We start from the raw sequence: 21,248 nt of genomic DNA on the forward strand, positions 1-21,248 counted from the left end.
GGGCCCTCCCGGCGTCGGGGGCGCTGACGGGGGTGCCAAGAGCAGGCTCTCAGGCCAGCTCGACCCGCTCTCCGCCGCGCTCCAGCTCCAGCACCCACACCTCGTTCGCCCCGTCCCTGAGCACCGGGCCCGGCACGTACAGCGACGTCTGCGGGCCCACTGACCAGTAGCGGCCCAGGTTGAATCCGTTCACCCACACGAACCCCCGCGTCCAGCCCGGGAGTTCGATACGGGCGTCACCGGGGGAGCCGACCTCGACCGTGCCCCGGTACAGGCCGGGGCGGCCCTCGCCGGGGCCGCTCACGGGGAGGGAACGCACCGCCGACGGGACATCGAACGCGTCGAGGCGCAGACCGCGCGCCCGCACCCCGTGCAGGTACTGCCGTTCGTGCAGGATGCCCCCGGTGACGCCCTTGGGCTCGCCGGTGCGCGGGCCGTAGTTGACCCTCCCCAGGGACTCCACCCACAGCTCCACGCGCGCGTGCCCGGCGACCGGGGCGAGCAGGGTCGGGGTGCCCTCGGTGAGGACACCGGCGCGTTCACCGTCGACGTACACCACCGCCCGGTCCCGAAGACCCCGCACGCTCAGCGGGTACGGCTCGCGCGGGCCCGGCACCGTGACGGCGTAGCGCACCAGGCCGCGGTCCACGTCCAGCTCCTCGAACGTGGGCGGCACGGCGTGCTCCGACTCCGGAGTGCCCAGCGCGTCGAGGACCGTCTCCAGCGAGCACCACAGCGGGAGAGCCGCCGACGCGGGGGCGCCGAGCGAGGGGAGCGGCGCGGGCGGCCGCGGCAGCGGCCCCGGGGCGTACTCCGCGAGGACCTCCCGGAACGCCCAGAACTTGGGCGTGGCCCGGCCGTGCTCGTCGACCGGCGCGTCGTAGTCGTACGACGTGACGTCGGGCTGCAGCTCACCGTCGTGCAGCGAACCACCGCCCCGGTTGGCCCCGGCCCAGCCCGCGAAGTTCGTCCCGCCGTGCGCCATGTACAGGTTCACCGACGCCCCGCACGCCAGGATCTCGCGCAGCGCCTCCGCCGCGTCCCCGGCGTCCCGCGCCACGTGCTCCGCGCCCCAGTGGTCGAACCAGCCGCACCAGAACTCCATGCACATCAGCGGGCCCGTCGGCCGGTGCCTGCGCAGCGTGTCGAAGCCCGCCCGCGCCCCCGAGCCGAAGTTGGCCGTCGCAAGGACACCCGGGATCGAACCGCCCGTCAGCATGTGGTCCTCAGGGCCGTCCGAGGTGAACAGCGGAACCGTGACGCCCTCGGCCCGCAACAGGTCGGCCAGGTGACGCAGGTACACCTGGTCCGAGCCGTAACTGCCGTACTCGTTCTCGACCTGCACCATGATCACCGGGCCGCCGTCGCCCCGCCCGTGCTGACGGGAGACGATCTCCGGCAGCAGCCGCCGGAACCACCTCCCCACATGGCCCAGGTACTCCTCGTCGCGGGTCCGCGCGCGGGAGCCCACCGCGCCCGTCAGCCAGTGCGGCAGACCGCCGTTCTCCCACTCCGCGCAGATGTAGGGGCCCGGCCGCACGATCGCCCACAGGCCCGCCCCGCGCGCCGCGTCCAGGAAACGGCCGAGCGCCCCGACGTCGCGGTACGTGCCCGGGTGCGGCTCGTGCAGGTTCCACGGCACGTACGTCTCCACGCAGTTGAGCCCCATCGCCCGCAGCATCGCAAGGCGGTGACCCCACTGCGCCTCGTGCACCCGGAAGTAGTGCAGGGCGCCGGAGAGCAGCCGTACCGGCCGCCCGTCCAGCTCGAAATCGTCCTCGCCGACCCTGAACCCGTTCATCGTGTCCTCTCGCTCACGTACTGCTCGCCCACGATCACCTCTGGCGGGCGGCAGGGTCCATGGACAAAGATCGGGTCCGGTTGGACGCAGCGAGGGAACGCGGCGCGAGGAACGAACGCAGCCAGGAAGGGACGCACGCGGATGTACCACACGTGGATGCGGTATTTCACCCCGAGCCCGGCCCACCACCGGCTCGGCCTCGTCTGCCTCGGCGTCGGCCTGCAGCACGGCCTCCTGCCGACCGTGGGCCCGCGCACCCTCGACCACCACGTCGCCGTCGTCATCAGCTCGGGCGGCGGCTGGTTCCGCGGCGTCGACGGCCGCCGGACCACCGTCACCGCGCCCGCCCTGATCTGGCTCACCCCCGACGTGCGCCACCACTACGGGCCCGACCCCGACACCGGCTGGGACGAGTGCTTCGTCGACTTCACCGGCCCCGCCACCACCACGTACACCGAACTCGGCTACATCGAACCCACCCGCCCCGTCGTCCCGCTCTCCGACGCCGCCGGCGCCCGCGGCGTCGTCGCCCGCATCGCCCGCGCCGCCCGCCGCGGCAACCCGCTCCTGGAGGTCGAGACCGGCGCCGCCGTCCACGAACTCCTCGTCGCGCTGCGCCGCGCCCGCGCCGACATCGCCCCCGACGGCGACCCCGTCCTGCAGGCCCTGGCCCGCGACGCCTTCCAGCCCCTGTCCGTCGCCGAGCACGCCGCACGGCACGGCATGACCCCCGCGGAACTGCGCACCGCGGTGCGGCGCGGCGCCGGCTGCAGCCCCAAGGACTACCTCCTCGGCATCCGCCTCGGCCGCGCCAAGGAACTCCTCGCCGCCACCGAACTGCCCGTCGCCGCCGTCGCCCGCCGCGTCGGCTACGACGACCCCGCGTACTTTTCCCGCCTTTTCACCCGCCGGGTCGGCATGGCCCCCGTCCGCTTCCGCGACCAGCAGGGAAGGGCGGTGCCGGGCGGCTGGTCGCACCAGATACCCGACCCGGACCACCCGCCCGTTCTGCGCTCTTCCGCCGGTGGCGGCCCCGACCCGGCAACGTAGGCTCGTGCCCCATGACCACCAGCCACACCAGTGACGAGAACAGCGCGTCCGGGGCCGGCGCCCCGGCCGCGGGCGGTGCCGCTCCGGACGAGGCCGTGCGCGCCGAGCTGTCCCGGTTGCGCGACAGCATCGACAACATCGACGCCGCCGTCGTCCACATGCTCGCCGAACGCTTCAAGTGCACCCAGCAGGTCGGCCACCTCAAGGCCGAGCACCACCTGCCGCCCGCCGACCCGACCCGCGAGTCCCGCCAGATCGCCCGCCTGCGCGAGCTCGCCGAGAGCGCCAAGCTCGACCCGGCCTTCGCGGAGAAGCTGCTCAACTTCATCATCGCGGAGGTCATCCGCCACCACGAGAGCATCGCGGACAGCGGCCTGACCGGCGGCGACGCCCCCAAGGCGTAACACCGCCCGGGGACGATACCCCGAGGCCCCGTCAGCCGCGCGCCGACGGGGCCTCGCGGCCGGTCACTCAGCCGTTGCCGGAACCCGTGTCGCCCAGATCCATGGGGCTCAGGCGCACGCCGCCCAGGTCCATGCCGCCCAGGTGGATGCCGCCCGCGCCCGGCACCACGCCGACGCCCGCGGTCTTCCCGAGACCCGACATGGCCCCCGGCTGCTTCACGGGCTCCTGCGCCGGGTCCGCCATGGAGACCTTCCCGGACTGCATGCACTGGTCGTGGACACCGGCGAGGTTCAGGCCCTCGACCTTGACGAGCCCAGCGGTGTTGATCTGCTCGACGATCTTCTGCACGCTCGCGCAGACGGTCTCAAGGATCTTGCCTTCTGAAGCCGCGGGAGCCGTGGGAGCCGTGGGAGTCGTGGGCGGGGGCGGATCCGCCGCGACGGCGGGACCCGCCACCGCGAGCGGTCCGAAAGCAGCGGCGGCGGCCAGACCGACGCAGGCCAGGGTGGTGCGTGTACGCATGGTTCTCCCTCGAACAAAGCGGTTCCGTCAGTACTCCCACTCCATTCACCGACCCCGCGCGCCGGGCCGCACGCGGGGCACCCCCATTCAGCGGGTCACCCCACCACTCCCGGCGTACCGGCGGGGCGCCACGGTTCACCGGACACAATTCCTACGCCCATCCGGGTGCCATCGGGCAGCATGGGCCCATGCCCGTACTGACGCGCGACGAAGCGCAGACCCGAGCCCAGTTGATCGACGTCCACCGGTACGCCGTCGAGCTGGATCTCAGCGCGGCGGCGGATCCCGCCCGCGACACCTTCGACTCCCGGACGGTCATCCGGTTCCGCGCTCGCACCGACGGCGCCACCTTCGTCGAGCTCAAGCCCGCCGAACTGCGCTCCGTCACCCTCGACGGGCGCCCCCTGGACCCCGCGGGCCTCGTCGACAACCGGTTCGCGCTCGACGGCCTCACCGCGGGCGAGCACGAACTGCGCGTGGACGCCGCGATGCGCTACTCCCACACCGGTGAGGGCATGCACCGCTTCACCGACCCCAGCGACGGTGAGACGTACACCTACACGCAGCTCTTCATGGAGGACGTGCAGCGCGTCTTCGCCGCCTTCGACCAGCCCGACCTGAAGGCCGTCTTCGAGCTGTCCGCCACCGCCCCCGAGGGCTGGACCGTCCTCGCCAACGGCGTCACCGAACACGTCGGCGACGGGACCTGGCAGGCCGCGGCCACCCCGCCCATCTCCACCTACCTCGTCGCCGTCGCCGCAGGGCCCTGGTACTCGGTGCGCACCGAACACCGCGGCCTGCCCTTCGCCCTCCACTGCCGGCGCTCGCTCGCCCCCTTCATGGACGCCGACGCCGAGGAGATCCTCGACGTCACGCGCGCCTGCTACGACCGCTACCACGAGAAGTTCGACGAGCCCTACCCCTTCGACTCCTACGACCAGGCGTTCGTCCCCGAGTTCAACGCGGGCGCCATGGAGAACCCCGGGCTCGTCACCTTCCGCGACGAGTTCATCTACCGCTCCGCCGTCACCGACACCGAGCGGCAGACCCGCGCCATGGTCATCGCCCACGAGATGGCCCACATGTGGTTCGGCGACCTCGTCACCCTCACCTGGTGGGACGACATCTGGCTGAACGAGTCCTTCGCCGAGTACATGGGCTTCCAGACCACCGCCGAAGCCACCCGCTTCACGGACCCCTGGACCGACTTCGGCGTCGCCCGCAAGTCCTGGGGGTACGACGCCGACCAGCGCCCCTCCACCCATCCCGTCGCACCCGACCCGGACGCCGTCCCCGACACCGCGTCCGCGATGCTCAACTTCGACGGGATCTCGTACGCCAAGGGCGCGAGCGCCCTGCGCCAGCTCGTCGCCTGGCTCGGCGAGAAGGACTTCCTCGCGGGCATCAACACCCACTTCGCGCGGCACAAGTTCGCCAACGCCACCCTCGCCGACTTCCTCGACTCCCTCGCCCACGCCACCGACCGCGACGTGCACGGCTGGGCCGAGGCGTGGCTGCGCACCACGGGCGTCGACACCCTCACCTCGAAGGTCACGCACAGCGGACGCACCTGGACGCTCGCGGTCGACCGGGACGCCGAACCGGGCCGGGAGGCCGGGCGCCCCCACCGCATCGCCGTCGGCGTCTACGACCGCGACCTCTCCGGCGGCCGCGGCCTCGTCCTGCGCGAGCGCTTCGAGACGGACGTCCCGGCCGGCGAGGAGATCACGCGCGACGGCGGCCGCCCCGCCCTGGTCGTCCTCAACGACCAGGACCTCACCTTCGCCAAGGTCCGCCTCGACGAGGCCTCCCTGGAGACCGTCCTGGACGGCCTGTCCGGCGCCCCCGACGCCCTCACCCGCGCCGTGCTGTGGAACAGCCTGCGCGACATGGTCCGCGACGGCGAGCTCGCGGGGAACGCCTACCTGCGGGCCGCCCGCGCGCACCTCCCCGAGGAGAGCGACCTCGCGATCGTCCAGGGCGTCCTCGCCTTCGCCACCGACCACATCGCCGACCGCTTCGCCACCCCCGAGGAGCGCCCCGCCGCCCTCGCCCTCCTCGGCGAGCTCTGCCGCGACCTGATCCGCCGCACCGAGGACGGCTCCGCCCCGGGCCTGCGCCTCACCGCCGTCCGCGGCGCCATCGACGTCGCCACCCAGGCGGCGCCGCTGCACGCCTGGCTCGGCGAAGGCACCGTGCCCGGCGGGCCCGAGCTCGATCCGGAGCTGCGCTGGCGCATCCTCGGCCGGCTCGCCGCGCTCGACGCCACCGACGAGGCCGCCATCGAGGCCGAGCTGGCCCGCGACCCGAGCGCCACCGGCCGCGAGGGCGCGGCGCGCTGCCGGGCCGCGCTGCCCGACGCCGCCGCCAAGCGGGCCGCGTGGGAGGCCATGTTCGCCACGGACGACCTGTCGAACTACCTCTTCAACGCCACCGCCCAGGGCTTCTGGCAGCCCGGCCAGGCCGACCTCGTACGGGAGTACGTCCCGCGCTACTTCGAGGACGCCGTCGCCCTCGCCGCCCGCCGCGGACCCGCCATGGCCGAGGCGGTGGGACGGTACGCCTTCCCCCTGCCGTTCGTGGACGCGCAGACGCTCCAGCTGGGGGAGCGGTGCCTGAGCGACGCCGATCCCACCCCGGCGCTGCGCCGCAAGCTCGTCGACCAACTCGACGACCTGGCACGGGCGTTGCGCGTGCGGCAAGGAGTGGGCAAGGGCTGACGGAGGCGTGCGGGGGCGCGGGCCTTGGCGCCCGCGCCCCCTGGCCCCGGCGGCGATCCGGCGGGCCGCGGACCCGTCCTAGGGTGACCCGGAGCCGGTCCGGTACCGCCGGGCCGGCCCCCCGGCACCAGGACCGGAACAGACCGGCCGGGCCGCGCCAGCAAGGAGCCACTCGTGATCGTCGTGACCGGTGCCACCGGAAACGTGGGCAGCGCCCTCGTCAGCCACCTCCTCGCCGAGGGCGCCCCCGTACGCGCCCTCACCCGCGACCCCGAACGTGCGGCGCTCCCCGCCGCGGCGGACGTGGCCCGCCTCGACCTCGCGGGCGACCCGCCCCGACCGGCCGACCTGGGCGCCCTGTTCGACGGAGCCCGCGCGCTCTTCCTGCACGCCCGGGCCGTGGGCGCACACACCGCGGCCCTGCTCGAAGCGGCCCGCGCGCACGGCGTCCGGCACGTCACCGTCCTCTCCTCCGGCATCGTCCAGGACGGCGCCGACACCACCCACCCCGTCTACGTCCAGCACGCCCGGCTTGAGGACCACGTACGCGAGAGCGGGCTCACCTGGACCTCCCTGCGGCCCAACGCCTTCGCCACCAACGCCTTCCAGTGGGCGCCCCAGATCCGCTCCGGCGACACCGTCAGCGGCCCCTTCCCGGGCGCCGTCAGCGCCCCCATCCACGAGGCCGACATCGCCGCGGTCGCCGCCCGCACCCTCCTCGACGACGGCCACCAGGGCGCCGTCCACCGCCTCACCGGGCCCGAACCGGTCACGAACGCGGAGCAGGTGCACGCGATCGGCGCCGCACTCGGGCGCGCCCTGCGCTTCGTCGAGGTGGCCCCGCAGGACGTGCGGCCCGAGCTCTTCCCGCACGTACCGCCCCCCATGCTCCCCGCCATCCTGCGCACCTGGGGCGAGGCGGTCGGCGCCGAACCGGAGATCACCACCACCGTCAAGTCCGTCACCGGCCAGCCCGCCCGCACGTTCGAGAAGTGGGCGACGGACCACAGGGACGCGTTCAGCTCCTGACCGGCGCCGGGGCGGGCACCGGCACCGGCACCGGCTATCGGGGACACCGGCACCGGCTACCGGGGGGCACCGGCTACCGGTGCAGGCCTGCGCGTCCCCTCCGGGCCGCCCCGCCCGCCCCACCCGCCCCGGGCGCACATGGCCATACGTCAGCGAGCCGCGGCCGGCTCCTAGCACCCCACCCCGCTCCCCCACGTTTTCTCCGCACGGCAGTACCACTTTCGGGTTCCCTCGCCCCGGTATCCGGGCGCACCGGGCCGCCCGCCGTACAGGCTGGTCCCCCTGAACGCGCGCACCCGAAGGACCGCCTCATGAGCACCCCGCCAGCCCTCGCCGGAGGCGCCCAAGGACCCGACGCCCTGCGGCCGTTGCTCGCCGCCGCCCTCGAAGGGCTCTACACCGGGGCGGCCGCCCGCTGCGGGCCCCTCCCCGCGGGCGGGCCCGAAGCCGTCGCCGACCGCGTCCGCGCCGCCGCGGAACCGATCCTTCCGCAACGCGGCACGGGGCCCGAGGAAGCGCTGCGCACCCTCGTCCACACCCTCGCCGAGGGCGCCGCCGACCCCGCCGACCCACTGTGCGCCGCCCACCTGCACTGCCCGCCGCTCGCCGTCGCCGCCGCCGCCGACCTGGCGGCCTCCGCCCTCAACCCCTCCATGGACTCCTGGGACCAGGCACCCGCGGCGACCGCCCTCGAAGCCCTCGTCACCCGCGCACTGGCCGCCGAGATCCACGACGGCGGCGACGCCCTCGTCACCACCGGCGGCACCGAGGCCAACCAGCTCGCCCTCCTCCTCGCCCGCGAGGCCCCGGCCACCCCCGGCCCCGTACGCCTCCTGGCCGGCGAGAACGCCCACCACTCCCTCACCCGCGCCGCCTGGCTCCTCGGCCTGCCCGACCCCGTCACCGTGCCCGCCCCCGCGGGCACCCTCGACCCCGCGGCCCTCGACGAAGCCCTCACCGAACTCGGCGGCCCACCCGGCACCTTCCTCGTCGCCGCCACCGCGGGCACCACCGACGCCGGACTCATCGACCCCCTCGACGAGATCGCCGACCTCTGCGCGGCCCACGGCGCCCGCCTGCACATCGACGCCGCGTACGGCGGCGGACTCCTCTTCAGCGACACCCGCAGAGAACAGCTGCGCGGAATCCACCGCGCCGACACCGTCGCCCTCGACCTGCACAAACTCGGCTGGCAACCCGCCGCCGCAGGCCTCATCGCCGTCCGCGACCCCCGCGACCTGCACGCCCTCACCCACCGCGCCGACTACCTCAACGCCGACGACGACACCGACGCGGGCCTGCCCGACCTCCTCGGCCGCTCCCTGCGCACCACCCGACGCCCCGACGTACTCAAGATCGCCGTCACCCTCAAGGCCCTCGGCCGCACCGGCCTCGGCGCCCTCGTCGACCAAGTCTGCGCCCAGGCAAGCGAGTTCGCCGACCTCGTCGAAGCCCACCCCGGCTTCGAGCTCTACGACACCCCCGCCATCAGCACCGTCCTGTTCCGCCCCGCGCACGCCACCGACGACCACATCTCCCACGTACGCAGGCGCCTGCTCACCGAAGGCACCGCCGTGCTCGGCCGCGCCGACCTCGACGGCCGCCGCTGGCTCAAGGCCACCCTCCTCAACCCGCACACCCGGCCCGGCGACCTCGCCGCGCTCCTCAAGCTCGTCGAGGAGCCCGACCCGGCACCCGCCACCGCGGCCGCCCCCGACCACCCGGAAGGAACCACCCCCCGATGACCGGCACACCCGACCACCCCGGCCCCCGGCCCCTCACCACCCCCGAAGACCCCCGCGACCTGGTCGGCATCGGCATCGGCCCGTTCAACCTCTCCCTGGCCGCCCTCGCCGAACCCCTCGGCGAACTCGACACCGCCTTCTACGAACAGCGCCCCGACTTCCACTGGCACCCCGGACTCCTCATCGAAGGCGCCACCCTCCAAGTCCCCTTCCTCGCCGACCTCGTCACCCTCGCCGACCCCGCGAGCCCCTGGTCCTTCCTCAACTGGCTCAAGACCCGCGAACGGCTCTTCCCCTTCTACTTCGCCGAGCGCTTCCACATCCAGCGCGCCGAATACGACGCCTACTGCCGCTGGGTCAGCGAGAACCTCCCCGGACTCCACTTCGGACACCAGATCGACGCCGTCCGCTGGAACCCCGAACGCGCCCTCTTCGAAGTCGACTTCACCCAACTCGACACCGACGGCGAAGCCGAAGCCCTCGGCCGCACCTACACCAAGAACATCGCCCTCGGCATCGGCACCACCCCCCACGTCCCCGACCCCCTCAAACCCCTCGCCGACGCCCCCACCGTCCCTGTCATCCACTCCGCCGACTACCTCCACCACCGCGACCTGCTCCTCGCCGCCGAACACATCACCGTCATCGGCTCGGGACAGTCCGGCGCCGAGATCTTCCTCGACCTGCTGCGCTCCCGCCCCGCAGGCCACGAGAAGATCCACTGGCTCGCCCGCACCGAGGCCTTCGCCCCCATGGAGTACTCCAAACTGGGCCTGGAACACTTCACCCCCGACTACACCCGCTACTTCCACGCCCTGCCCGAAGCCGTACGCGACGGCCTCGTCCCGCACCAGTGGCAACTCCACAAGGGCATCGACGCCGACACCATCGCCGCCATCCACGACGAGCTCTACCGGCGCACCCTGCACGGCGGCTGGCCCGACGCAGTCCTCACCCCCGGCGTCTCCGTACGCACCGCGGGCCGCGTCGCCAGCACCCGCGTCGAACTCCACCTCGAACACCTGCAACAAGGCACCCGCTCCCGCCTCACCACCGACGCCGTCGTCCTCGCCACCGGCTACCGCGAACGCCCCGTCGACCAACTCCTCGCCGGCCTCGACCCCTACATCCGCAAGGACTCCTCCGCCCGCCCCCGCATCGACGAGCAGTACCGCCTCGTCCTCGACCCCTCCGTCACCGGCTCGGTCTACGTGCAGAACGGCGAACGCCACACCCACGGCGTCGGCGCCCCCGACCTCGGGCTCGCCGCCTGGCGCAGCGCCACCATCCTCAACTCCCTCTCGGGCAGGACCCCTTACCCACTGCCCGACCGCACCGCGTTCACCAGCTTCGGACTCCAGACCCCCGAACGGCACACCGGCAGCGCAGGCCGCATCGGCGAACAACGCGGAAACCTCGTACGCCTCAAGGGCTGACACCAGTGTTCTTGGGTGGAAATGTCCCCGCCCAAGCGCAGCCACACCGTCGAATATTCCCGCGCGAAAAGCGTCCCACGGCGAAATATCCGCCCCGCACGGCCGGTTCGGACGACCATGACCACCGACACCACGGCCTCCTGGGCCGCCGCCTTCCGCTCCGCCGTCGTCAGCCCCCACGAGAGCATCGACCTCTTCGAACTCCGCGGCTTCGCCGGCCAGACCGTCCGCCAGATCATCCGCCTCGACGGCGGCGGCAGCGCCCTGCGCATCCGCCTCAGCAACCGCTACGGCAAGCAACCCCTCCACATCGGCGGCGCCCGCCTCGCCAGACGCACCGAAGGAAGCGGCATCGACACGGGCAGCGACACACCCGTCCGCCTCCGCGGCGCCGAGGACTTCACCGTCCCCGTCGGAGAAGAAGCCGTCAGCGACCCGGTCGACCTCGGCGTGAGCGCCGGTGACGAGCTCGCCCTCAGCCTCTGGCTGCCCGACGACACCGGCCTCTCCACCTACTCCGCCGTCCCCCTGCGCACCGGCTACGCCGTACCCGGCAACGCCCTCACCGCACCCACCCTCGACGGCGCCGAAGGCCTGGAAGAGCTCGCCACCCGCCACTTCATCAGCGGCGCCGACGTCCTCGCCCCCACCGGCACCCCCGTCGCCGTCGCCTTCGGGGACTCCTGGTTCGAGGGCACCGGCACCACCACCGACACCGACCGCCGCTTCCCCGACCTGCTCAACAACCGGCTGCGCGCCGCGGGCAGCGACGGCTGGGTCGTCAACCAGGGCCTCTCCGCCAACCGCCTGCTCACCGACGAGATCGGCGAACACGCCCTGGCCCGGCTGGAACGCGACGCCCTGGACGTGCCCGGCGTCACCCACGTCCTCATCCACTTCGGCCTCAACGACCTCGGCATCCCCGGCCAGGAGGCCTACCCCGAACCCGCGCCCATCCCCACCGCGGCCGACCTCATCGCGGGCCTCACCGCCCTCGCCGACCGCCTCCACGCGGCGGGCCTCACCACCACCGTCACCACCGTCGGCCCCTACAAGGACACGATCTTCGAGGGCTACTCCACCCCCGAAGGCGTCGCCGTCGCCCGCGAGGTCAACGACTGGATCCGCCGCGGAGACAGCCCCTTCGACTCCTACGCCGACTTCGCCGCCGCCGTCGCGGACCCCGCCGACCCCGACCGGATCCACGACGACTACGACAGCGGCGACGGCCTCCACGTCAACGACGCCGGCGCCCAGGCCCTCGCCGACGCCGTCGACCTGGCCACCCTGCGGCTCGACAGACTCGGCAGCCTCCAGAAGGCCTAGAAGACCGGCGTGCCGTCCCGGGTCAGCTTCCAGTCCACCGACGCGAACCGACCCGGGTCGACCGTCCCCTTCGCCTTCACCCAGCCGATGATCGTGTTCCGGATCTCCTCCGAATTCGCCCACAACTGCTTGGCACCCGCGATGTGCGGGAAGTTCCCGCCACCACTCGCCCGGTAGTTGTTCACCGCCAGGACGAACTCCGCCTTCGGATCGATCGCCTCACCCCCGAACGCCAGCTTCACGATCCGCGACCCCACCGGCTTCGCGATGTCCACCTCGTACGTCACACCCCGCACCGCGTCATAGTTGTAATCCGGAATGTTGTCGGCATTCGTGAGCTTCGCCGGATCGACCGGACCACCGGCCGGCGTCCGCACGTAATACCGCGCCGAGAACTCCAGATAGTCCTTCAGCTGCGCACCTGTGAGCAGCCGCGCCTCCAGCGTGTTCTCGAACGGATACAGCCCCGCCGCATCCCGGATCGTCACCTCGCCCGCCGGGATCCGCGCCGTACGCGAGAAGCACGAACCCTGCGAAAGCACCGGCAGCGCCGCGTACGCACCGCCCTTCAGCGCCGCCGCCACCGTCTCCGTCTGCACCAGGTTGATCAGATCGATGAGGGCGACGTCCTTGTACGGGCCCTCGGCCGAGCTCATCGCCGCCGTCGACGTACCGATCACCTGGTTGACGTACGCGACGACCTTCTCGTGCTCGTCCGCGAGCAGCCGCCTGACCTTCCTGTCCTCCGCCGCCGTATTGGAGTTCAGGACCTTCGCACCGGCTTTCTCGACCGTCCAACGGCCCTTCGCCCACACCAGATCGAAGTCGAACAACGTCAGACGCTGCCCCCACTTCAACGGCTCGGACAGCACGACCTTCTTCCCCGTCTTCTTGTTCTCCACGAAGTACTCGGGAATCTCCGTGTGCGCGTGCCCGACCAGGATCGCGTCGATCCCCGGCACCTGCTCCGCCACCAGACCCGCCGCGTTCTCGACGTACGGCAGCTGGTCCCCGTACGACGACGTGCCGCTGGACCCCGAGTGCGCCGACACGATCACCACGTCCGCGCCCATCGACCGCAGCCTCGGCACCCACTTCGCCGCCTGCTCCTCCAGACCCGGGAACGTCATCCTGCCCTGCACGTTCGCCTTGTCCCAGATCGCGATGCCCGGATTCGTCAGACCCAGCACCGCCACCTTCACATCACGGCCGTGCGGAGTGCGAAGCCGCTTCATGAAATACGGCGGGAAAGCGGGCTTCTGCGTCTTCGCGTCGAGCGCGTTGGCACCGAGCAGCGGAAAGTCGCACTGCTCCTCGAACTTCCGCAGCACCGGAATTCCGTAATTGAACTCGTGATTGCCCAGCGCCGCCGCGTCGTACCCGATCGCGTTCATCGCCTGCGCCATCGGATGCACCGGACCGTGCTCGGCGGTGATCGGATCGACCTTGGCGTAGTAGTACGACAACTGCGTGCCCTGAATCGTGTCGCCCGCGTCGATGAGGAGGGTGTTGCGGCGGCCCTTGGCCTTCCGCACCTCGTTCACCAGCGTGGAGATCTTCGCCAGGCCCACGTCGTTGTGGTCCTTGTCGTCGAACTCCTTGTCCGTGAAGTAGTCCCAGTTGAAGACATTGCCGTGCAGGTCCGTCGTGCCGAGCACGGTGAACGAGTACCGCTTCGCCCGCCGACCGCCCCGCCCGGACTCACCCGCCTCGGCGGCGGGCGCCACGACCGCACCCGTCAGCGCCACCCCCACGCCCGACGCGGCAGACGTACCCAGGAACTTCCGGCGGTTCAGCGGCATTTCCGTACTCCTCAGTCGACCGATGTAACGCGCGTAGATTCTGACCCCGGGCACCGGCCCCGCAACAGCCCCCCCAGGTTTCGATCCGGTGACTGTCCGGTGCGCCCACCCGATGCGACAGTGACCCCATGGACACCGCCCCCACCCCCTACGGCACCCCCGACGCCCCCCGCCTCGCCGTCCGCGGCGAAGCACACCTCGAAGTCGACCCCGAGATCGCCCGCATCAGCATCACCGTCAGCGCCCGCGGCACCGACCGCCGCGACGCCCTCACCGACCTCACCCGCCGCAACACGGCCGCCCTCGACCTCATCAAGACCTACGGCGACGCCGTCGAAAAGCTGGAGACCGGCACCTTCTCCATCAGCCCCGAACTCACCAAACACGGCCGCGGCGAACGCGTCCGCGCCTACCACGGCCGCGTCCACACCACCGCCGAACTGTCCGACTTCACCGCCCTCGGCGAACTCACCACCCGCCTCGCCGACCTCGACCTCACCCGCGTCCAAGGCCCCTGGTGGGCCCTGCGCCCCGACTCACCCACCCACCGCGACGCCCGGCAGCACGCCGTCCGCGAAGCCGTGCAACGCGCCCGCGAATACGCCGAAGCCCTCGGCACCGGCCTCGCCGCCCTCGTCGAACTCGCCGACATCGGAGCCGACCACCCCACCCCCGCCTACGGCTACGGCGGCCCCGCCGGCGCCATGCGCTCCGCCGCGTACGGCGGCGCGGCCGACCTCACCGAGGACGCCGCGCCCCTCGACCTCGAACCCGAGCGCCAGCACGTCTACGCGCAGGTCAACGCCCGGTTCACCATGAAGCCGCCGGAACTGCGGTAACCGCCGGAACCGCGGTAACCGGCGGGCCGCGGCCCGCTCAGGCCAGCATGCCGCCGTCGACCGGCAACACCGCACCCGTGACGTAGGAAGCACGGTCGCTGAGCAGCCACGCGGCGGCCTCCGCGATCTCCCGAGGCTCGGCGGCACGCCCCAACGGCGTCCGGGCATTGAGCTGGTCGATGGTGCCCGGCGACCGCTCGTCCCACTCCAACAGCATCTCGGTGAGCGTCGTCCCGGGCGCCACCGCGTTGACCCGGATGCCCTCGGGCCCGTACGTCGCGGCCGCCGACGCCGTCAGACTGTTCAACGCCCGCTTCGCCGCCCCGTAAGCGGGCAACTGCGGATTGGCCATCAGAGCGCCGACACTGGACGTGTTGACGATGGCCCCGCGCCCCGCCGTCGCACGCATCGCGGCCACCTGCGCCGCCATCGCCCACCACGGCCCCTTCACATTAACGGCGTAGACGTGGTCGAAATCGACCTCCGACAGCTGATCCAGCGGTCCCGGCGCCTGCCCCGTCGCACCGTTGTTGAACGCCACGTCCAACCGTCCGTACACCTCCACACAACGATCCACCGCCGCCCGCACACTCACCTGATCGGCCAGATCGCACACCACGTACTCCGCGCTGCCCCCGCCCGCCCGGATCTCCTCCGTCACCGCCGCGAGCTGACCCTCCGTACGCGCCGCCAGGACCACCCGCGCACCCTCCCCGGCGAACAGCCGCGCCGCCGCCGCACCGATGCCACGACCGGCACCCGTGACGAAGGCGACCTTCCCGGCGAGGAGACCGGAACCCGGGGTGGATGTGGTGTCGGTCCTCACGTCGTTCACCGTGTCGTTCGTCATGTCGTTCACCGTGTCGTTCGTCGTGTTGTTCATGGAGCCGAGCCTGCGCCCAGCCACCCACCTCATCCAGGCACCAGCAGTACCTGGCTGAGCCCGCCCCGGCGCACGTCCGCGCAGGTCAACTCGGCCACACTGGTCACGTGGAACGACGTCTGCAACGAGAACTCGGTGACTTCCTGCGCAGCCGACGGGAGCGGATCACCCCCGCCGACGTGGGGCTGCCCGCGGGACCGCGCCGCCGCACCCCCGGCCTGCGCCGTGAAGAAGTGGCACAGCTGGCCTACATCTCCACCGAGTACTACACCCGCCTGGAACAGGCCCGCGCCCCGCACCCCTCCCGCGAAGTCCTCGCCCACGTCACCCGCGCCCTGCGCCTCTCGGACGTCGAACGCGACCACCTCCACCACCTGGCCGGACTCCCGCCGGGACCGCCGCCCGGCCCCTCCCGCGACGTACGGCAGAGCATCATCGACCTGCTGCACCGGCTGCCCGCGGCCGCCGCGGTCGTCCTCTCCGCCACGTACGAGGTCATCGCCTGGAACCCGCTGGCCACCGCCCTCATGGAGGACTTCTCCGCCCTGCCGCGGCCCGCCCGCAACCTCATCCGCCGCACCTTCCTCACCCCGTACCGGGACGGCCGGCGGCTGTACGGCGTCGACGACGCGGACGAGTTCGCCCGGACCTCCGCCCAGCACCTGCGCACCGCCGCCGCCCGCTACCCCGACGACCCGGAAGTGACCGGCCTCGTCGAGGAACTCCTCACCGGCAGCGAGGAGTTCGCCCGGCTCTGGGCCGCCCACGACGTCGCCGACCGGCCCACCCTGTGCAAGACCTTCGAGCACCCCCTCGTCGGCCCGGTCACCCTCCGCTGCGACGTCCTGGACATCACCGACCGCGACCAGCGCGTCGTCATCTACACCGCGGCGCCCGGCTCGCCGTCGGAAGAGGCGATGCGCCTGCTGTCGGTCGTCGGCACACAGACCATGAACGTGCCGGGCTGACGCACGCGGTTGACCTGATGTTCGGGTGGGATGTGTTCGGATGACGTCACCCGTACGTGTCGCCGACACCACCGCACGGGCCCCCGCCGCCTGTGACTTGGATCACGCGGGCCCTCGGGATTGGCGTAGACCTCGCACCATGCGCAACGGCGAACCCTATGGTCACACTCCGTTACCCGCGAGTATGTGGTGACGATGTGCAGCGTTCAATGATCACTGCGTAATATTCGCTCCTCCACGCATGCGTGTTCGCCCCCTTCGAGCGGTTGAGTAACCCTCACCAGTGGGCGACAGGACGCAAGTTGACGATCGCCCTTCGCTTCAAGCCCTCCATGAAGAGGACTCATGACCGAAGATGTCCACGCGGAGGACGGCAGCAGCCCGGTAGCCGAGTCCGTGCTGCCACTGCCGCTGGAATTCGAAACGCTCTACCTGACCAACCAGGAAGCGTTTCACGCCTACGCGTTGCTGCGACTCGGCACCAACGGAGCTGCCGAAGACGCGGTGCACCGCGCGTTCCTGGAAATCCTGCGGCACTGGAACGCACTGATCGAAGAGAGCGACGTCCAACAGCAGATGTGGGCGATCCTCCGACGGGCCGTCATGTCACAGACTCTCAAAGCCTTCCGCGAGCGCCTGGCACTCCTGCCCAGCGACATCGGCCTCTTCCGCGCCATGTGCAACCTGCCACCACGCCAGTTCGACGTCATCGTCCTGCGCTACGTCCTGCAACACGACACCAACAGAATCAGCGGATACATGGGCGTCACGCCCAGCACCGTCGACTATCACTGCCGCAAGGCGAAGGAGCGGCTGGAGCCCGCCGTGGCCTCACACATCAAGACCCAGGGGGACCGGAAATGACAAAGATGGAGACACAACTGGCACAAGTCGGCACCGAACTACGCACCCGGCGACGGCCGTTCGACGTAGCAGCCGGACTCCGCCGCCTCGCCGAAGACGCCGGCTACGTACCCCACACCAAAGAAATGCCACCCGTCGCACGAGCCCGCCGCCAACTCTCCGCCGTCGTACGCGGAACACTCGACCAGACCGGCGCCGCCGACCACATCGAACGACTCGCCCAAGAAATCGGCGAAGACGGGCCCGACGGCAACCCCACACCACTCAAAGACCTCGACGTCGGCGGCGCACACGTATTCGCCTGCATGCTCCACCTCGCCGACCACCCCGAAAGCGCCCAGTTCTGGTGGCAACTCGCCGCCGGCGCCGGAAACCGCACCGCCGCCCACTGCCTCTACCTCCACCACCTCGGACGCGGCGAAAACCCCGAAGCAACCCACTGGCTCGGCCAACTCCAGCACTGCCACGACGACCCCGACGACACCCCCACCGACCACGTCGCCCCCAGCACCCGCGAACCCGGCATCACCGCCGAAGTGGCCCGCCTCGCCGCCCGCGACGACACCGAACCCGTCCTCGTCTGCCGCCCCGAACGGCAAATCGCCGACCGCCTCCAGCACTGCGCCCAACAGCACTGACCCGCGGCGAACCACCCCGCCGCCCGGCAACAAAACCCACCCACAGCAAAGAGCCTGACCGGCGGCCATCCGGTTCCTACGCCACCGACCGCCGACAGGCTCCTCCACAGGCACGCCCCCAGGAGGGCCACCCATGCCGAAGCGTAAGCCGAAGCCCACCCGCACGACCAGCGTTCCACCGGCCAAGAGCCGCCCCCGCGACGCCGCCACCCACCTCCTGCGCGGCACCTGCTACGGCCTCGGCACCGGCCTCGTCGGCCTCGCCGCCCGATGGCTCCAACAGCATGGCTGACCGCCACCCCAGGGGCAGCTTCACCCGCTGGCTGCTCCGCCAGTACCGCCTCGCCGGACACGACACGGACGACGCCGAAGCCCACATCCGCATCGTCGTCACCGCCGCCGTCGCCCTCGACGCGGGACTCACCCCCGAACAAGCCGCCCACCTGGCCCACACCCTCCACGTAACCCCCCAGCAGGTCACCGCGGCCTACTCCGCCGAAATGCGACAACGCACCCTCGACCAGCTCCTGGACCACCCCGGCCTCGCCGCACTCGACACCCACCTCGACGAAATCGCCCGCCGGTAACCCACCGGATACGCGCCGACGGAGCACGGGAGCCGCTCATCGGAGCGGCTCCCCGCACAATTCAACACTTGTCAATAACCCTTCACGCAAAGGTTGTTGAGTAGTCACCCCCGACCAATTCTCTACCGACCGGTAAGGCCTAGGGTCGAACCATGCGCCGAGCGAAAATCGTCTGCACCCTGGGCCCCGCCACCGACTCCTACGACCAGATCAAGGCACTGGTCGAAGCCGGAATGGACGTCGCCCGCTTCAACCTCAGCCACGGCACCCACGCCGAGCACGAGGAGCGCTACCAGCGCGTGCGACAGGCCTCCGAAGAGACCGGCCGCAGCGTCGGGATCCTCGCCGACCTTCAAGGTCCGAAGATCCGCCTCGGCCGCTTCCGCGAAGGACCCGTACTCCTTGAACGCGGCGATGAGTTCACCATCACCGTCGAAGACGGCGTCGAAGGCGACCGCCAACACTGCGGCACCACCTACAGCGGCCTCGCCGACGACGTCACCACCGGCGAACTCATCCTCGTCGACGACGGCAAGGTCACCCTCGAAGTCACCGCCGTCGACGGCCCCCGCGTCACCACCACCGTCGTCGAAGGCGGCATGGTCTCCGACCACAAAGGCCTCAACCTCCCCGGCGTCGCCGTCTCCGTCCCCGCCCTCAGCGACAAGGACGAAGCAGACCTCCGCTGGGCCCTGCATACAGGCTTCGACGTCATCGCCCTCTCCTTCGTACGCAGCGGACGCGACATCGAAGACGTCCACCGCATCATGGACGAAGAAGGCCACCGCCTCCCCGTCATCGCCAAAGTCGAAAAGCCCCAGGCCGTCGACAACATCGAAGACATCGTCGCCGCCTTCGACGGCATCATGGTCGCCCGCGGCGACCTCGGCGTCGAAATGCCCCTCGAACAAGTCCCGATCGTCCAGAAGCGCGCCATCAAACTCGCCAAGCGCAACGCCAAGCCGGTCATCGTCGCCACGCAAATGCTCGACTCGATGATCGACAACTCCCGCCCCACCAGGGCCGAAGCGAGCGACGTCGCCAACGCCGTCATCGACGGCACGGACGCGGTCATGCTCTCCGGCGAGACCAGCGTCGGCAAATACCCCATCGAAACCGTCAAGACGATGGGCCGCATCGTCGAAGCGGCAGAGGAAGACATCCTCACCAAGGGCCTGCCCCCTCTCACCGAACGCAGTAAACCCCGCACCCAGGGCGGCGCCGTCGCCCGGGCCGCCGCCGAAATGGGCGACTTCCTCGGCGCCAAATTCCTCGTCGCCTTCACGCAATCCGGCGACACGGTCCGCCGCCTCTCCCGCTACCGCTCACCCATCCCGCTGCTCGCCTTCACCCCCGACAAGGCGACGCGTGCCCAGCTCAACCTCACGTGGGGAGTGGAAACCCTGCTCGGCCCGCACGTCGACTCCACCGACGCGATGGTCGACCAGGTCGACGAGCTCCTCCTCAAGATCGGCCGCTGCGAGAAGGGCGACATCGTCGTCATCACGGCGGGCTCCCCGCCCGGGGTGGCCGGCTCCACGAACCTGGTCCGCATCCACCACATCGGCGAGGACGACAGCCCGGAGGCTTAGTGTTTCGGGCCGACGTGGGCGTCCATCAGGGCTACGTCGGCTTTGCGGGCGACGGAGATGTTGTACGGGTTGCCGTGGCGGGTGCAGTGCGTCCAGCTGACGCCGAGCGCGTTGAGGGTGCGGGTGAAGAGGTCCCTGATGTCGTCGGACTTGTTGGTGAAGAAATACCGGGGATATTCGTAGCGCTTGCGTACGCCGCTGACGATGCGGGTCGTCCAGTTGGTGATGCGGCAGCCGTCGGAGTGGATGAGCCCGCGAATGAAGTCCCACGGGTGGGCGTCGACGATCTCCTGCTGCCAGGGTTCGAGGGCGATCTTCCGGTCGTGCTTCTTGCCGGGGCCGTGCTGGGGGAACATGCACCACAGGTGTTTCGAGTAGACCTTCACGTTCCGACAACCGGTCCGGCGTACGCGACAGACCGAGTTGTCGGGGAACACTGCGCGCATCGCTTCTTCGCAAAGATCCATGAGCCCCGGCCACGCCTCGGCGCAGACGATCATCAGGCTCGGGACGCGGTGGGCGGAGTACCGGATGATGTGCCCGTCACCGAGATAAAGGCCCAGGAGGTACGAGTACGCGCCTTCGTCGAGATCGCGGCCGTCACAGCGCGGACACTTCGGGTCGTGTCTCCCGGGGCATTCTCCGCGTCTGGCCCGGTCCGTGTGCTTCCAGTAGCCGATGGTGCCGAGCGGAACGTTCAGCTCGCGCGCGACCCAAGCGTTTTTCGCTCCGCCCCGCAGCAGTGTGAGTGCCTTCTGTCGCACTTCTGTGCCGTGGAAGTTCATACGGCCACTTTGCGCAACCAGCCGTGGCTGCACGTAGCAGAAAGCGGAGATCCACGAGAACGTGGACCTCCGCTTCTCGGCGGTGCCGGGTGCGGGATTCGAACCCGCAAGCCCTCTCAGGCAGAGGTGTTTGAGACCTCCGTGTATACCGTTCCACCAACCCGGCCAGGCGCTGCCGGAAGTGTACCGGGTCACCGCGTGCCATCGCAGCTAGGTACCCTGCTAGGGCAGTGCACCTGCCATGAACGAGGAGCCC

General features: G+C 71.1%; 19 protein-coding genes and 1 tRNA gene. 14 read left to right on the forward strand and 6 right to left on the reverse strand.

Annotated features, from left to right (window positions below):
• Window positions 1-49: 49 nt before the first annotated feature.
• Window positions 50-1,801, reverse strand: coding sequence for a glycoside hydrolase family 35 protein (locus ACZ69I_RS04765; protein ID WP_470830471.1), 1,752 nt, complete (start codon window positions 1,799-1,801; stop codon window positions 50-52).
• A 141-nt stretch (window positions 1,802-1,942) separates the two neighbouring features.
• Here ACZ69I_RS04765 and ACZ69I_RS04770 point away from each other — a divergent pair, with 141 nt between their 5' ends.
• Entirely contained in the window at window positions 1,943-2,851 is a 909-nt protein-coding gene (locus ACZ69I_RS04770; protein WP_467668049.1) for a helix-turn-helix domain-containing protein, read from the forward strand.
• Window positions 2,852-2,862: 11 nt separating this feature from the next.
• Window positions 2,863-3,255: a chorismate mutase gene (locus ACZ69I_RS04775; protein ID WP_467668047.1), complete on the forward strand. Its 393-nt coding sequence runs from the start codon at window positions 2,863-2,865 to the stop codon at window positions 3,253-3,255.
• Window positions 3,256-3,322: 67 nt separating this feature from the next.
• Here the strand turns inward: ACZ69I_RS04775 and ACZ69I_RS04780 are convergent, their stop codons facing one another.
• On the reverse strand, window positions 3,323-3,778 hold the full coding sequence (locus ACZ69I_RS04780) for a hypothetical protein (RefSeq protein ID WP_467668045.1): 456 nt from the start codon (window positions 3,776-3,778) through the stop codon (window positions 3,323-3,325).
• Between the two features lie 188 nt (window positions 3,779-3,966).
• On the opposite strand from ACZ69I_RS04780, the gene pepN reads away from it, so the two are divergent.
• The 5 genes from pepN to ACZ69I_RS04805 all read left to right on the forward strand — a co-directional run bounded on the left by pepN (window position 3,967) and on the right by ACZ69I_RS04805 (window position 12,034).
• Complete coding sequence (gene pepN / locus ACZ69I_RS04785; protein WP_470830472.1) at window positions 3,967-6,498, forward strand: aminopeptidase N; 2,532 nt, start codon at window positions 3,967-3,969, stop codon at window positions 6,496-6,498.
• 174 nt (window positions 6,499-6,672) lie between these two features.
• Window positions 6,673-7,527 carry an NAD(P)H-binding protein gene (locus ACZ69I_RS04790; protein ID WP_470830473.1) on the forward strand — a complete coding sequence of 285 codons (855 nt, stop codon included), beginning with the start codon at window positions 6,673-6,675 and terminating at the stop codon, window positions 7,525-7,527.
• Window positions 7,528-7,838: 311 nt separating this feature from the next.
• Window positions 7,839-9,272 carry a pyridoxal phosphate-dependent decarboxylase family protein gene (locus ACZ69I_RS04795; protein ID WP_470830474.1) on the forward strand — a complete coding sequence of 478 codons (1,434 nt, stop codon included), beginning with the start codon at window positions 7,839-7,841 and terminating at the stop codon, window positions 9,270-9,272.
• Window positions 9,269-10,708 (forward strand): lysine N(6)-hydroxylase/L-ornithine N(5)-oxygenase family protein, encoded by a 1,440-nt coding sequence (locus ACZ69I_RS04800; RefSeq protein ID WP_470830475.1) that lies wholly within the window; start codon window positions 9,269-9,271, stop codon window positions 10,706-10,708. The genes ACZ69I_RS04795 and ACZ69I_RS04800 overlap by 4 nt, the downstream gene beginning before the upstream one ends.
• A gap of 117 nt (window positions 10,709-10,825) precedes the next feature.
• Complete coding sequence (locus tag ACZ69I_RS04805; protein WP_470830476.1) at window positions 10,826-12,034, forward strand: GDSL-type esterase/lipase family protein; 1,209 nt, start codon at window positions 10,826-10,828, stop codon at window positions 12,032-12,034.
• Here ACZ69I_RS04805 and ACZ69I_RS04810 read toward each other — a convergent pair.
• Window positions 12,031-13,836, reverse strand: a complete 1,806-nt coding sequence (locus tag ACZ69I_RS04810) for a bifunctional metallophosphatase/5'-nucleotidase (RefSeq protein WP_470830477.1) — start codon at window positions 13,834-13,836, stop codon at window positions 12,031-12,033. The genes ACZ69I_RS04805 and ACZ69I_RS04810 overlap by 4 nt on opposite strands.
• Window positions 13,837-13,964: 128 nt before the next feature.
• Between ACZ69I_RS04810 and ACZ69I_RS04815 the strand changes: the two genes are divergently transcribed.
• Window positions 13,965-14,675, forward strand: coding sequence for an SIMPL domain-containing protein (locus ACZ69I_RS04815; protein ID WP_470830478.1), 711 nt, complete (start codon window positions 13,965-13,967; stop codon window positions 14,673-14,675).
• Window positions 14,676-14,712: 37 nt separating this feature from the next.
• Here the strand turns inward: ACZ69I_RS04815 and ACZ69I_RS04820 are convergent, their stop codons facing one another.
• Window positions 14,713-15,525 carry an SDR family NAD(P)-dependent oxidoreductase gene (locus ACZ69I_RS04820; RefSeq protein WP_470830661.1) on the reverse strand — a complete coding sequence of 271 codons (813 nt, stop codon included), beginning with the start codon at window positions 15,523-15,525 and terminating at the stop codon, window positions 14,713-14,715.
• Between the two features lie 140 nt (window positions 15,526-15,665).
• Here ACZ69I_RS04820 and ACZ69I_RS04825 point away from each other — a divergent pair, with 140 nt between their 5' ends.
• From ACZ69I_RS04825 to pyk, 6 genes are all read left to right on the forward strand, one after another.
• A complete protein-coding gene (locus ACZ69I_RS04825; RefSeq protein WP_467668029.1) occupies window positions 15,666-16,526 on the forward strand; it encodes a helix-turn-helix transcriptional regulator in 861 nt (286 codons plus the stop codon).
• 345 nt (window positions 16,527-16,871) lie between these two features.
• Entirely contained in the window at window positions 16,872-17,390 is a 519-nt protein-coding gene (locus ACZ69I_RS04830) for an RNA polymerase sigma factor (RefSeq protein WP_470830479.1), read from the forward strand.
• On the forward strand, window positions 17,387-18,028 hold the full coding sequence (locus tag ACZ69I_RS04835; RefSeq protein WP_467668025.1) for a hypothetical protein: 642 nt from the start codon (window positions 17,387-17,389) through the stop codon (window positions 18,026-18,028). The genes ACZ69I_RS04830 and ACZ69I_RS04835 overlap by 4 nt, the downstream gene beginning before the upstream one ends.
• Before the next feature lie 133 nt (window positions 18,029-18,161).
• A complete protein-coding gene (locus tag ACZ69I_RS04840) occupies window positions 18,162-18,320 on the forward strand; it encodes a hypothetical protein (RefSeq protein ID WP_470830480.1) in 159 nt (52 codons plus the stop codon).
• Window positions 18,313-18,615 carry a hypothetical protein gene (locus tag ACZ69I_RS04845; RefSeq protein WP_470830481.1) on the forward strand — a complete coding sequence of 101 codons (303 nt, stop codon included), beginning with the start codon at window positions 18,313-18,315 and terminating at the stop codon, window positions 18,613-18,615. The genes ACZ69I_RS04840 and ACZ69I_RS04845 overlap by 8 nt, the downstream gene beginning before the upstream one ends.
• A gap of 152 nt (window positions 18,616-18,767) precedes the next feature.
• Window positions 18,768-20,207, forward strand: a complete 1,440-nt coding sequence (pyk, locus tag ACZ69I_RS04850; RefSeq protein ID WP_467668019.1) for a pyruvate kinase — start codon at window positions 18,768-18,770, stop codon at window positions 20,205-20,207.
• Here pyk and ACZ69I_RS04855 read toward each other — a convergent pair.
• Both ACZ69I_RS04855 and ACZ69I_RS04860 read right to left on the reverse strand, forming a co-directional pair.
• Entirely contained in the window at window positions 20,204-20,992 is a 789-nt protein-coding gene (locus tag ACZ69I_RS04855; RefSeq protein WP_470830482.1) for a helix-turn-helix domain-containing protein, read from the reverse strand. The genes pyk and ACZ69I_RS04855 overlap by 4 nt on opposite strands.
• An 83-nt stretch (window positions 20,993-21,075) precedes the next feature.
• Window positions 21,076-21,158 (reverse strand) — tRNA-Leu (locus tag ACZ69I_RS04860).
• Between the last annotated feature and the right edge of the window lie 90 nt (window positions 21,159-21,248).

The sequence above is a fragment of the Streptomyces sp. NPDC036815 genome (genome assembly GCF_055609205.1).